This window comes from Streptomyces sp. NPDC059003, assembly GCF_042740445.1.
Lineage (GTDB): Bacteria > Actinomycetota > Actinomycetes > Streptomycetales > Streptomycetaceae > Streptomyces.
Map to the genome: position 1 here is coordinate 1 of NZ_JBHYJH010000002.1, position 12615 is coordinate 12615.

The window sequence follows — 12615 nt, forward strand, 5'->3', positions numbered from 1 at the left end:
CCGGGGGGGCGGGGGGGCGGGGGGCCCCCTGCTCACTCTTCCCGAACCCCCCCGGGGGGGCGGGGGGTCCCCCGGGGGCGGGCGGGGCCCCCGGGGGCGGGCGGGGGGGGGGGCCCGGGAGGTGGTTCCCGGGCCGGACGCGGACGACGACGATGCCGTGCGCGGGTTCGTGCGCCGCACCCTCACCTCGTACTGCCATCCGGTGGGCACCTGCCGGATGGGGACCGATCCCCTCACTGTCACCGGGCCCGACCTGCGGGTCCACGGCATCGACGGACTCCGGGTCGCCGACGCCTCGGTGTTCCCGTCCATTCCGTCGGCGAATACGGTCGCCACGGTGTACGCCGTGGCCGAACGAGCCGCGGACCTGCTGCGCGGCACCGACTCCAGCAGGGCATCGTCATAAGCGTGCTGTCCACCCGGCTGACGGAGCGGTTCGCTGTCCCCCACCCGCACGAGCTGTCGCCACACCGCCCGCCCGCCGCCGGATACCTTTCCAGGCGGAGTTCGGGTCTACAAGTGAGGCTGCGGAGCCAGATAATCGCGCCGCGGAGGTGGAGTCCGGCCAGGTAGATGGTGGCGGTCGTAGCGGGTGGCAATACCGCGCCGCGCTGTGAGTTTGTTGATCAGGCGCTCGACCGTGTTGCGGTCCCGGTAGAGGCCGGCGTCGTAGGTGAGGGATCGCCCGCCGCGGCGGCCCTCCTTGTTCCGGTTGTCCGCCCGGTCGGCGCACGTTGCTGGTCAGCCCACCCCGCGAGCGCCCCAGGGCAGCGGCCTTCAGCCGTGCGCGGCGCCGACGGCGAACCCGACGCGCGGCACGGGCGGGGTCAGCCGCGTCAGCCTCTTCCGCACCCTCTTGATCCCTTTGTCCCTTCCTGCGGCCCCCTTTGACTGCTCGCCAGCCTCCTCCAGGGCGGCCAGCACCTTCTCACCCACCCGCGCGCCCGCCGCGTCGTGATGTGCACGGACAGTCGTGGAGTCCACGCTGACCAGCGACAGGCCGACCTGTCCGCGCCGCGCGGCCTCGGCGATCAGCGCCTCCATCAGGGCCTGGAACCGCCAGACCACGCCCTCAAGCTGGTCCCGCAGCCGGTACGGATACGGCCCGTACTGCCCTATCGGCAGCAACTGCTCCACCAACGCCCCATCATCATCACTCAGTTCGCGTATCTCCACACGAATGTTCTATCGACACGCTGATCACGACTCTGCACAGGCCCTAGCCGGGATTCACCACCTCGTCGTCCGCGTGCGTGCCGAACTCGGCGACGCGTACCTCCGCGATGCGCTCGTACCGGCTGATCCGGTCGGTCCACTCCGTATCGACGCCGAACGCCACCTGTGCGAAGCCCACCCGCCCGACGGCCTCGGCCAGACCGGGATCGCCCGCGGCCAGCAGCCGCAGCGGCGCGTCGAGCGCCACGGTGTGCGGCGGGACGAAGAACTCGTCCGGCACGACGGCGCGCGCGTGGACGAGCGCGCCGACAGCGACAACCGATCCTGCCCCCAACCGCGCACCCTGCAGGACCGTCGCCGCGGTCGCCACATAGACGCACCTGCCGACCTCGCAGCCCAGCAGCGTGGCATGCGGCCCCACGAAGACGTGGTCGTCGACGAGCACCGGCTGATCACCGGCGACCGCGGATGCGCGCAGCACCGCGTTCTCGCAGATCACCGCCGCCTCCCCGATCTCGATCCGAGACCCCTCGGCGTCGAGCACCGCGCCGTACATCACCCGCGCCCTCGGCCCCACGCGGACATCACCGACGAGCGTGGCCGTCGGGGCAACGTAGGCGGTGGGATGGACCTGCGGTTCATGCCCGCGATGCCGGATGCGGATTCCCTGCGCTTCAACGATCATGGGCGGATACTCGCCCGACGGACCGCGAGCACGCTGGCGGATTTCAGACGTCGCGTTCGCCGAGACCTGTGCCCTCCGCGATCTGGGGCACTGCGGGGCGAACGCTGCCTGACGGGGTGATCCGTCATCTCCCCGCCGAATCGCCCCGCCGAGCCGGGGCTCCAGCAGCCGTCCGGCCAGTTGCCGCGACAGCCCACCCTCGCAGCTGAGCTGCGGCCCGTCGGCCGGAGGCCTGGAGACGGACTCCGCGACGAACTCCTTGTTCACGGCACCCGGTTGGGCCGCCTCGCGGCAGCCACGCGGGCGCCCACCAGTTGGCCCGGCCCGCCAGGGTGAGGAAGGCGGGTACGAGGATTCCCCGGACCAGCGTGGCGTCCAGGAGCACGGCGACAGCGAGCCCGGTACCGAGGAGCTTCAGGACCGTCAGTCCGGAGGTGGCGAGCACTCCCGTGACGACGGCCACCGCGAGGGCCGCCGTGGTGACGAGCCGACCGGTGCGGGCGACGCCCTCCACCACGGCGTCCCGGTTGTCCAGGCCCCGCAGCCACTGCTCGCGCACCCGGGAGAGCAGGAAGATCTCGTAGTCGATCGCGAGGCCGAAGGCGACGGCCGCCATGAGCAGCGGCAGTGTCAGGTCCAGCGCGCCCGTGACGGTGAACTCGCCGAGCGCGCCGCGCAGATGGCCGTCCTGGAAGATGTGCACGACCAGGCCGAAGCTCGCCGTCAGGCTCAACGCGCCCACGAGCAGCGCCTTGAAGGGCAGCAGCACGCTGCGGGTCAGCAGGAAGAGCATCGCCCACGTGGTGACCGCAAGCAGTCCGCCGGCCAGGGGCAGCCGCTCGGCCACCGCCGCCTTGGTGTCGGCGAGCATCGCCGCGCGGCCCGCCACCTGGGCGCCCTCGGGGGCTGTCGCACGGAGGTCGGCCACGAGCCGCTGGGCGGCGGCCGACGAGGGCTGCGCAGTGCCGACGACGGTCAGCACCGGGCCGAACCGGGGCAGGGTCGCGGGGCGGACCGCGGCCACGCCGTCCAGGACGGCCACCCGCTGCCGGTACTCCTGGGCGTCCGCCGCCTTGGGCAGTACCACCGTGAGGGTGCGCTCGGCGGGCGCGGCGAAGCGGTCCCGGATCTCCTCCCCCGTCGCATGGGCCTCGGTGCTCGCCGGCAGCGTCCGCTCGTCGACGAGCCCGAACCGGACGTGCCCGAACGGCATCGCGCAGAGCACCAAAGCCACGGCGCAGCCGATCCCGTACCGCGCGGGCCGTCGGGCGACCACCGTCGCGGCCCGCCGCCACAGCGGGCTGTCGGGGCGCCCGGTGCGGCCGATGCGCTCGCCGAGCAGCAGCAGAAGCGGTGGTACGACGGCCAGGGCCGCGGCCGCCGCGAGAAGTGCCACTGCCATGCCCGCACAGGCCATGGAGCGCAGGAACGGCAGCGGCAGCACGAGCAGCGCCGCCATCGCGAGAGCCACCGTGCAGGCCGAGACCGCCACCGTGCGTCCGGCGGTGCGCACCGTGCGCGCCACCGCGTCGGGCACCGCGTCGGGCACCGCGTCGGGCACCGCGTCGGGCACCGCGACGAGACCGTGGCGCAGCTCCTCGCGGAACCGGGTGATGAGGAAGAGGCCGTAGTCCACAGCGAGGCCGAAGCCGAGCGCCGTCGTGAGGTTCATCGCGAAGACCGACACCGGCATGGCGTACGTCAGCGCCCGCAGCAGCGCCGTCGTGCCCGCGACCGCGAGCACGCCGATCACGACGGGCACCAGCGCGGCGAGCAGCGAGCGCAGCGCCACCACGAGAAGCAGCAGGGTGAGGGGCGCCGCGATCAACTCGGCGGTGACCAGGTCCCGTTCGCTCGCCTCCGCGGCCTGCACGCTCACCCAGGAGCCGCCGGTCGCGGAGACGTCGAGGGGCCCGCGACGGCCCGTCAGCTTCGGGACCAGGTCGCGGGCCGTGGCGGTCGCCTCGCGGTCCGCGCCCGCGAGGTCGGCGGTGACCAGGGCGGCCCGTCCGTCCTCGGAGCGCAGCAGCGCGTCGGGCGTGACCCAGTACGAGCGGGTCGAGGCCACCCCGTCGGCCGCGGCCAGCTCCCGCGTGAGGCCGAGGCCCGCCCGCCGGACGGCGGCCGCGTCCACCCCGGTGGCGGACCGGGCCAGCAGCACCAGGTCCGGCGGGGCCGCGCCCGCGCGGGCGAGCATCGCGGCCGCCCGGTCGGCCTCCGTGTCCTTCGCGGTGTAACCCCCGTTGGCCAGCCGCTCGTGCGTGCCCGCGCCCGCGATCGCGCACAGGGCAGCGACCAGGGCGGCGAGCAGCAGGACGAGCCGGGGGCGGGCGGTCATGCGCGTCATGCGCTCCGGAAGAACAGCACCGCGTTCTGACCGCCGAACCCGAAGGCGTTACTGAGGGCGCCCGTCATCCGGTGGGCCCGGGGCGTCTTGGTGACGACGTCGATGGCCACGCCCTCGTCGAGCTGGTTGAGGTTGGCGGTGGGCGGAACGAGCTGCCGCTCCAGGGAGAGCACCGTCACCGCGGCCTCCACCGCCCCGGCGGCGCCCAGCGTGTGGCCGATGGCGCCCTTGACGGAGGTCACCGGGGGTGTGCCCGATCTGAAGAGGGTGCTGAGCAGGTTCGCCTCGATGTGGTCGCCCTGCGGGGTCGAGGTGCCGTGGGCGTTGATGTGATGGACGTCTGCCGGTTCGCAACCGGCGTCGGCGAGGGCGGCTTCGATGGCCCGCCGTGCGCCGTCGCCGTCCGGCTGAGGGCTGGTGGCGTGGAAGCCGTCGGCGGAGGCGCCGTAACCGGCGAGGTAGCCGCGGATCCGGGCGCCGCGGGCGCGGGCGTGCTCCGGGCGCTCCAGGATGAGGACCCCGGCGCCCTCACTGAGTACGAAGCCGTCCCGGTCCACGTCGAAGGGGCGGGACGCGGTGGCCGGATCGTCGCGGCGCTGGGAGAGGGCGCCGAGCCGGTAGAAGGCGGCCGAGCCCATCGGTACCCGGGCGCAGTCGGTGCCGCCCGCGATCGCGATGTCGCAGGATCCGGAGCGCAGCAGGTCGCGGGCGATGCCGAGGGCGGTGGCCCCGGAGGCGCACGCCGTCGACGTGGTGAGGCAGGGCCCGGTCGCGCGCAGGTCCATCGAGACCTCGCCGGCCGCCATGTTGGGCAGCGAACGGGTCAGCGTGGTGGGCGAGATGGAATGGACGCGGCCCTCGGCGAGACTGCCGAAGGCATCCGGCCACGTGTCGCCTCCGGCGGTGGCCACGCCGAGGACGACGGCGACCCGCGGCCCGTCCCACGTCTCAGGGTCCAGTGCCGCGTCCGCCACCGCCTGGCGGGCGGCCACCATGGCGAGCTGAATGAACCGGTCGATGCGCCAGGTGAGCCGGGGACCGAGCAGGGCGGCGGCGTCGAAGTCCGGCACCCGGCAGGAGAAGTCGACGGGGAGACCGGTGAGGGCATCGTCGCGCGCCGCAAGGCCACTGCCGGCGCAGATCCCCGCCCAGGACTCCTCGACACCCACGCCCGCCGGGGTGACGAGGCCGAGCCCCGTGACGGCCATGTCCCGTGCCGTCACCGGACCGCCTCCCGCAGGGCCTCGGCCGCTCCCGCCGTACCGACGGCCGCGGTCAGGTGCTCGGCCGCCTCGGCGAGCGTCATGTCCGCCTGGTCCTCGGGCAGGCTCACGCCGAGGGTGTCCGCAAGCAGCATGGCCAGCTCCACCCGGGCGAGCGAGTCGAACTCCAGCGCCTCGAAGGTGGCGTCCGGGCGGATCTGATCCTCCGGCACGCCGAAATGCTCGGCGAGCAGGCGGGCCATCACGTCGTAGACGGGCTCCATCGTTGTTCTCCTTCGCGTCGGTTGAGGCAGGGGATGTGAGGTGTGTCGGGTCGTTGCCGCTGACGTGCGCGGTGCCCACGCTCGCGTCGCAGGTGTTCTCGCCGAGACATCGATCAGCGCATCAGGGGATTCAGCGCACAGGGGGCTTCAAGGAGGCGGCCCGGTAGGCCGGCTCAGAGGGCTGGCCGGCGAACGCCGGTGAGGAGGCGGCGAAGCTCACGGCGGCGATACGGACACCAGAAACGCCACATGGCGAGTGAAAGAGAAACGGATGGGCAGGAAAGCATGCTGATTTCTCATCATTTCATGTCGAATTTCCCGCCCAGTTTTACCATGACCGAACAGAAAGCGACGCGACCGGCGCGCGGGTTCTCCCATTAGGGGGACGCGCGAAGCGCACCAGCTGCCACTTGACGGCTCAAGGGCCTCAACGGGTCCACTGAGCGGAACACCACGTGCGCAAGCGCCGACGCGTCTGCACACTCGGTACGTCCAGTACGTCCTACCGCGTGGCACAGGCCGACCCCCGGACACGCCGAGCCGCACAAGGTGACCGTTCGGCACCTTCATCGAGACGCTCACCGAGGAGATGCTCCGATGAGAATGGGAGACAAGCGCCGGTTCCGGCGGGACCCGCTTGAATACATCGACGGCCTCCGCCGCCGCAGCACGACGGGAATCATCCAACTCCCCTGGGGCGAGTACTGTGTCAGCGATGCGGTCCTGGCGCGGAGGCTGCTGCGCGATCCGGAATTCCATACCGGGAAGTCGGACTTCTTCGGTGAACTGCTGCCCACACGAGAAGACCAGGTCGCGGTCGGTCACGCGGTGAGGGACTTTCTGCGGGCGGGTGTGCCGCAGTACCAGGCCGAGTTGGTGCGAGCCGTCGCCGAGTTGCCCTCGGCGAGCCAGTGGCCGGAATGCGGGAACAGGCTGGTGCAGCGGTGTGTGGCGAACCTGCTGCTGCACCCCGCCTCCACCCCCGCTGCGACCTGCCGACTGGCCGACCAGGCCGCGCGTACGGGCGTGGTGTTCCACGCGCCGCGGATGTGGCAGCGCGTCCGGGCCGAGGTCTGGCGCGCCAGGCTGGTCACCGCCCTGACCGAGCAGGTGCGGCACCGCCGGGAACACCCGGTGGGCCAGGCGCGCGATGTGCTGGACGCCGTGCTCGGCGCCTGCCCGCCCGCGGTCGTGAGTGACCGGACAGTTGCCGAGCTGCATGTGATGATGCACCGGGCGATCGTGGTGCCTCTCAGTGCCTCACTGGCCTGGTCGGTACTGCTGCCCTGCCTGCACCACACGGCGGACTCGCCGTGGCCCTGGACCGCTGACCAGGTGGTGCGGGAAGCGCTGCGCCACCGTCCCATGCCCTGGGTACTCGCCCGTAGCGTCCCGCACCCCGTCGAGGTCGGCGGGGTGGCGTTCCGGACCGGGGACCTTCTCTCCGTCAGCCCCTATCTGACACACCACGACGAGCGACAGTGGAGTGACCCCGAGGCGTTCCGGCCGGAACGCTGGCAGCAGCCCGGCGACCACGGATGCTTCATCACGTTCGGCGCGGGCCCCTTCACCTGCGCCGGCGCAGCGGTGGCGCAGACATTGCTCACCGAGTCGCTGACCGCCCTCACCCGCGGCACCCGCCTGAGTGTCACCGGCGGTGACACCCGTGCGGCCATGGCCGAGGGCAACGTCCCACGTCCCTTCACTCTGTGCCGAACTCCCATGCCATCGATGCCCGGACACGACGCCGGAAGGAGGTGATGACTCATGGCCGCAAAGATGCGACGCATCCTCAGCAGCAAGAACAGGCCTGCCAGGCGCTGGTACTGGTACTGACCGCCCCGCACCACACGGCCCGGAAGCCGAACCCCGGCTTCCGGGCCCACCCGCGCCGCCCGGAGCGGTAGCGTGATCGACATGACGGCTGAGGGCGGGACGGCAGAGGGCGAAGCCCTGGTGGGCGGCATGGTGAACACGGGCGCGGTCTTCCGCCGCGGTGCCCTGGTGGAACGCCCCGCGCCGCCCACCGCACGCGCCCTCCATGCCCATCTCCTCGCACTCGCAGAGCACGGGTTCGACGCGGCTCCCAGGCCGGTCGCTCTCACCGCGGACGGCCGCGAGCAGCTGACCTTCATCCCCGGTGACGTCGCTCTACCCCCGTATCCGAGCTGGGCGATGACCGAGACCGCGCTGCAATCGGTGGGAAGCCTGCTGCGGCGCCTGCACGACGCCGGCGCGGCCATCACGGTTGACGCGGGCGTCCAGTGGCCCGGATCATTCGCGGACCCGGCGGGCGGAACGATGCTGTGCCACAACGACGTGTGCCCGGAGAACGTCGTCTTCCGCGACGGCCGTGCCGTGGCCCTGATCGATTTCGACATGGCGGCCCCCGGCCGAGCGGTGTGGGACGTCGCCATGACCGCCCGCTACTGGGTACCCATGCTCGATCCCACCTCCATGGCAGCTGTCCATCCCGCAGGGCTGGATGCCCCGAGGCGACTGCGCATCCTCGCCGACGGCTACGGCCTCTCCCCGCAGGAGCGCGCTGAACTGCCCGGCGTCATCGAAGAGGCCACCGCAGCCTGCCGGGCCTTCGTCGCCGGCCGAGTGGCCGACGGCGACCCCGCCTACACCCAGGCGCTGTCCGAACGCGGTGGCTGGCAGCGTTGGGATCGCATCCAGGAGTGGCTGGCGGCCAGCCGCGAGGTGTTCACAGCTGCCCTGTTGGACTGACGAGCCCAGAGGTCACAAGACAAGCCCAGGTCAGGTCAAGTCAAGTCGGGTCGGGTCGGGTCGGGTCGGGTCGGGTCGGGTCGGGTCAGAAAAGGTCAGATCAGATCGAGGAAGCTCCACCGGGCGTCCGGCTGGGCGCCGCTCAGCCACTTGCCGCAGTTCTGGAGTACGACGGGACTGGACGTGATGTGCTGCGTGCCGGTCCCGAGGTCGCGCAGGAAGCGGTCGATCGGCCCGCGGCGGATCGCCGCCGAGCCGGCCCAGCGGTGTACGGTGCGGCCCACCTCGTACACGGTCGAGGTCGTGTGGTTCAGGACGAGACGGATCAGAGTGTCCTGCTCCACGCTCGGCAACTCACCCTCGTCCAGGGTCTGTTCGACGTCCCGCCAGACGTCGTACGCCCAGGCCCGGGCTGCCCGAAGCCGGGCTTCCGCCGTCGCGTACTCGGCGTGGAACTGGGAAGTGTCGACCGCGGCGCCCCGCGAACCGGTCCGCGCCGCGGCGACCCGTTTCAGCTCGTCCAGGAGCCGCCGGCCGACGCCGAGGGCCCAGCCCGTGTGCCCGAGCGCCGAGATGTCGACCAGGCCGAGGCGGTAGAGGGCGCCGCCGTTGACCGGGGTGTCCGTGGTCGCGACGTAGGTGTACTCGTGCGGTACGTACACATCGGTGCAGTGGTAGTCGACGCTGTGTGTCGCGCGCAGCCCGAGCACGTCCCAGTTGCCGTCCAGGGTCACCTGCGACTTCGGCATCGCGAGGACCCGCAGCTCCCCGGTGCCCTCGACCTGGATCGCGCTGTGGATGTGGGTGGCGTGCGCCATCCCGGAGGCGAACTGCCACTGGCCGCTGACCCGGAAGCCGCCCTCCACGGGGACGGCCCGGCCGGGGCGTGTGCCGTGCCCCGAGAGCAGTGCGTACTTGCCGTTCGGCACGTCGGGGAACAGCTCGGCCGCCGCGTCCGCGGCGAGGTACGCCGCGGTGGTCCCGGTCATCATCTGTAACGCGAACATGGTCCACCCGGCCGCGGCGTCGTGGTAGCTGATCCGCTCCGCCGTCTCGATCAGCTGCCGCGGCGCGAACTCGTATCCGCCGAGACTCAGCGGGAGCTCGGCCCGCACGATCCCCGTGTCCAACAGCGCCCGCGCCGTGTCCTCCGGAAGCCTTCCCAACTCCTCGGCGGCATCGGCCCGTTCATCGAGCACCCCGCCGAGCGCGTCGATCCGCTCCAGCACCCCCGCCAGTTCCGCACTGACATGCAGCCGGCCCTCGCCCCCCATGAAGTCCCTCTCCTTGTGGCCTGTTCCCCGATCGTCTCACGCACCCCACCCCCGGCGGCCAGTCCGCAGTCCCCAACCAGCCGAGCCGGTACGCCCCGCGCCCTTGACGGGTCGACGATGCGTACCGGGCGCTGGACCATCGGCGGTCCGGCCGTCCGCCATGACCGGGGAGCGCAAGTTCACTCGTACCCGGGAAGGCCGCTTGGAGTGTCCGTCACAGGTGCGGCTTGATCAGGTCGACCACGTTGTTCTTGGTGGCCGGTCCGATCCGGGTAGCAACGATCTTCCCACCCTTGAACACATACAGGGTGGGGATGGCGGTGACGTTGTACTTCGGCGGTGTCTGGGGCTGCCGGTCGATGTCGTGCCGGGCGACGGTCAGGCGGTTCGCGTACTCCTTGGCGACGTCCGCCAGGATCGGGTCCAGTGCCCGGCACACGGCGCTCCACTCGGCGCGGAAGACCGCGAGGACCGGGCCGGTGGCCTTGACGACCTTGGACTCGAAGTCCGCGTCGGTCGTGTCGACGACGGTGCCGCTCATGGGAACTCTCCTTTGCTCGGGGCGGGATGGGGCAGCGGCCCGTGGACGGACGCGCCGCGGCCGGGCGTACGCAGGGGGTGCGGAAGGGTCAGGGGGTGGTCAGGCCGAACCAGTAGGCGAAGGTCTCAAGGAGCCCGTTGAGGGCGTTGAGCGGATCCACGCTCCCGGTGTCGACGGACAGGGAGCCGTCGGTGACGAGCTGGTCGGGGGTGGCCTCGCCGATCGCCCAGCGGTTCAGGCCGGAGCGGGTGAGGGTGTAGGTGGCGTCCGACTGCTCCGCGTCGACGAGGGCAGCGGTGAAGACCAGGACGCCGTTGCGGAGTTGGACCACGCACTGCGTGGGGTCGCCGGGCAGACCGTCGGTGATGGTGAAGCCGAGCGTGAGGGCGTGGTGGGCGGCGTCGGGGCCGTTGAGGCGGATGCCGAGGTAGTCGAAGAGCATGTCCAGCGGCATGGCTTCGAGGACGGGCTGGGTGATGATCTGCGGGGAGGGCAGGTTGGGCGGGGTGCCGTCGGCGGGCCGGGTGCGCAGTTCGTGGGCGGCGGCGAGGTAGAAGTTGCGCCAGGGGCCGCTCTCGGCCTGGTAGCCGAGCTGTTCGAGGACGCTGGCCTGCAGCGTGCGGGCCTCCTGGTGGGAGGGGTCGGCGAACACGGCGTGGCCGAGCAGTTCGGCCGCCCATCGGTAATCCTCGGCGGTCTTGGCGTTCTCGTACGCCTCCCGGGCCAGCGCCACGACCTGGGCGGGGCCGCCCATCGCCTCGACGTAGCGGGATCCTGCCTGCTCGGGCGGCAGGGGGTGCAGATGGGCGGCGTTGCCGTCGTACCAGCCCAGGTAGCGCTGGTAGACGGCCTTGAGGTCGTGGTTGACGGTGCCGTAGTAGCCGCGGTTGAACCACTGCCCTGCCAGGGATTCGGGCACCAGCTGGTCGAGGTCCTCGGCGATCTCGGTCATGGTGCGGCCCTGGTTGGCGAGCCGCAGCGCCTGGTCGTGCAGGAAGCGGTACAGGTCGGCCTGGCTGGTCAGGAAGGAGGTGATCGCGTCCGGACTCTCGTCCGTGTTCCAGCGGGGCCAGAAGTGGGAGGCGAACAGCGTGTCGGAGCGGTTGCCGTACCACTCGATGGACTCGTTGAGGTACTGCGACCACGCCTTGGCGTCGCGGACCTGGGCCCCGCGCAGGCTGTAGAGGTTGTGCAGGGTGGGAGTGGCGTTCTCCGCCATGCACACCGCCTTGACGTCCGGCAGGTAGAAGTTCAGCTCGGCCGGGGCCTCGGTGCCCGGGGTGAGCTGGAACTCCAGGTTCACCGGCCCGAACGCGACCACATGACCGGGCTGGGCGATGCGGGGCGTGACGGTGAAGGTCGGCGGCAGCAGACCCGACGACCCGGCGGACATGCTCTTGCCCAGACCGGCGTCCACCTGCCCCTGGGCGGAGCGCTCGAGCAGCGGCCCGTACATGAACATCGCCCGGCGCTGCATGGCGTTGCCGGCGTAGACGTTCTCGCTCACCGAGTGCTCCAGGAACCCCTCCGGAGCGATCACGTCCACCCCGTCGGGCAGCCGGCCGTCCTCGAACAGGCCGAGCACACCGCCGTAGTGGTCGATGTGCGAGTGGGTGAAGATCACCGCCCGGATGGTGCGCCTCAGGCCGCGGTGCTCCCGGTACAGCTTCCATGCGGCGGCCGCACACTCCGCGCTGATCAGCGGGTCGACCACCACGACCTCCTGGGAGGCGCCGGTGGGGTCCTCCAGGAAGGAGATGTTCGACAGGTCCATCCCGCGTACCTGGTAGACGGCGTCGGGGACGACCTCGAACAGGCCGGTGTTCATGTTCAGGAGCGCGTTGCGCCACAGGCTGGGGTTGACGGTGTCCGGCGCCTGGCCGGACAGGAACGCGTACGGGGCCAGGCTCCAGGCGGGGATGTCGCTGTCGTCCCGGTCCACGGTGAAGTCCGGGGGCAAGGCGGCGATCTGCCCCCGGGCGGCGAGTACCGCCTCCGGATCCTGATCGGCTGGTGGGACGGTGACCGCGGCGTTCACGTCCCTGGTCAGCGGTGTCGCGGGCTGGGACTGACTGCGCGGTAAGCCGGACAATGGTCTCTCCCTTCGCTCGGCCGGGCCCGCCCGGCACTCACTGGGCACGCCCGTGCACCTGGCACGCCGGACCGCTCACCGTCAGGCGACAACGCGGCACAGAATGTGACAGTCCGACAGTACGGACCCTGACAGGTTGCAACCAGCATCAATAGGGAGCGAACCGGTCAGCCGCCGCTGTCCGAGAATCACCTGATGCACCCCCGCTCACCCACACTCCGACCTCAGCCAGCCGGTCAGTTCCGGACCAGGCAATGGGCGAACGCGGTACCGAACAAGGA

General features: G+C 71.6%; 10 protein-coding genes and 1 pseudogene. 3 read left to right on the forward strand and 8 right to left on the reverse strand.

The genetic code is table 11. From position 1 onward, the window contains the following. Positions 1–121: 121 nt before the first annotated feature. Positions 122–406, forward strand: coding sequence for a GMC oxidoreductase (locus ACFWZ5_RS01285; protein WP_384890075.1), 285 nt, complete (start codon positions 122–124; stop codon positions 404–406). Between the two features lie 100 nt (positions 407–506). Here the strand turns inward: ACFWZ5_RS01285 and ACFWZ5_RS01290 are convergent. The 5 genes and pseudogenes from ACFWZ5_RS01290 to ACFWZ5_RS01310 all read right to left on the reverse strand — a co-directional run. Continuing rightward, positions 507–1176: pseudogene (locus tag ACFWZ5_RS01290) on the reverse strand (hypothetical protein); the annotation flags it as partial. Positions 1177–1219: 43 nt separating this feature from the next. After that, positions 1220–1861, reverse strand: a complete 642-nt coding sequence (locus ACFWZ5_RS01295) for a gamma carbonic anhydrase family protein (protein WP_384787452.1) — start codon at positions 1859–1861, stop codon at positions 1220–1222. Positions 1862–1985: 124 nt separating this feature from the next. Continuing rightward, entirely contained in the window at positions 1986–4208 is a 2223-nt protein-coding gene (locus ACFWZ5_RS01300; protein ID WP_384890077.1) for an MMPL family transporter, read from the reverse strand. Then, positions 4205–5431 carry a beta-ketoacyl-[acyl-carrier-protein] synthase family protein gene (locus ACFWZ5_RS01305; protein ID WP_384787447.1) on the reverse strand — a complete coding sequence of 409 codons (1227 nt, stop codon included), beginning with the start codon at positions 5429–5431 and terminating at the stop codon, positions 4205–4207. Before ACFWZ5_RS01305 ends, ACFWZ5_RS01300 begins: the two co-directional genes overlap by 4 nt. Further along, positions 5428–5694 (reverse strand): acyl carrier protein, encoded by a 267-nt coding sequence (locus ACFWZ5_RS01310; RefSeq protein WP_384787444.1) that lies wholly within the window; start codon positions 5692–5694, stop codon positions 5428–5430. The genes ACFWZ5_RS01305 and ACFWZ5_RS01310 overlap by 4 nt, the downstream gene beginning before the upstream one ends. Before the next feature lie 597 nt (positions 5695–6291). Here ACFWZ5_RS01310 and ACFWZ5_RS01315 point away from each other — a divergent pair. Both ACFWZ5_RS01315 and ACFWZ5_RS01320 read left to right on the forward strand, forming a co-directional pair. Further along, on the forward strand, positions 6292–7455 hold the full coding sequence (locus ACFWZ5_RS01315; protein WP_384787441.1) for a cytochrome P450: 1164 nt from the start codon (positions 6292–6294) through the stop codon (positions 7453–7455). A gap of 156 nt (positions 7456–7611) precedes the next feature. Beyond that, entirely contained in the window at positions 7612–8427 is an 816-nt protein-coding gene (locus ACFWZ5_RS01320; protein ID WP_384787629.1) for a phosphotransferase enzyme family protein, read from the forward strand. 95 nt (positions 8428–8522) lie between these two features. Here the strand turns inward: ACFWZ5_RS01320 and ACFWZ5_RS01325 are convergent, their stop codons facing one another. The 3 genes from ACFWZ5_RS01325 to ACFWZ5_RS01335 all read right to left on the reverse strand — a co-directional run bounded on the left by ACFWZ5_RS01325 (position 8523) and on the right by ACFWZ5_RS01335 (position 12334). Beyond that, the gene (locus ACFWZ5_RS01325; RefSeq protein ID WP_384787438.1) at positions 8523–9701 is read right to left on the reverse strand and encodes an acyl-CoA dehydrogenase family protein; all 1179 of its coding nucleotides are present in this window, start codon (positions 9699–9701) and stop codon (positions 8523–8525) included. 214 nt (positions 9702–9915) lie between these two features. Next, positions 9916–10242, reverse strand: a complete 327-nt coding sequence (locus ACFWZ5_RS01330; protein ID WP_384787435.1) for a thioredoxin family protein — start codon at positions 10240–10242, stop codon at positions 9916–9918. An 88-nt stretch (positions 10243–10330) separates the two neighbouring features. Beyond that, positions 10331–12334, reverse strand: coding sequence for an alkyl/aryl-sulfatase (locus tag ACFWZ5_RS01335; RefSeq protein ID WP_384787432.1), 2004 nt, complete (start codon positions 12332–12334; stop codon positions 10331–10333). Between the last annotated feature and the right edge of the window lie 281 nt (positions 12335–12615).

Coding starts and splice junctions, on each gene's coding strand:
- ACFWZ5_RS01295 (WP_384787452.1), bottom strand. CDS start 1,861: ATGATCGTTGAAGCGCAGGGAATCCGCATCCGGCATCGCGGGCATGAA.
- ACFWZ5_RS01300 (WP_384890077.1), bottom strand. CDS start 4,208: ATGACGCGCATGACCGCCCGCCCCCGGCTCGTCCTGCTGCTCGCCGCC.
- ACFWZ5_RS01310 (WP_384787444.1), bottom strand. CDS start 5,694: ATGGAGCCCGTCTACGACGTGATGGCCCGCCTGCTCGCCGAGCATTTC.
- ACFWZ5_RS01315 (WP_384787441.1), top strand. CDS start 6,292: ATGAGAATGGGAGACAAGCGCCGGTTCCGGCGGGACCCGCTTGAATAC.
- ACFWZ5_RS01320 (WP_384787629.1), top strand. CDS start 7,612: ATGACGGCTGAGGGCGGGACGGCAGAGGGCGAAGCCCTGGTGGGCGGC.
- ACFWZ5_RS01325 (WP_384787438.1), bottom strand. CDS start 9,701: ATGGGGGGCGAGGGCCGGCTGCATGTCAGTGCGGAACTGGCGGGGGTG.
- ACFWZ5_RS01330 (WP_384787435.1), bottom strand. CDS start 10,242: ATGAGCGGCACCGTCGTCGACACGACCGACGCGGACTTCGAGTCCAAG.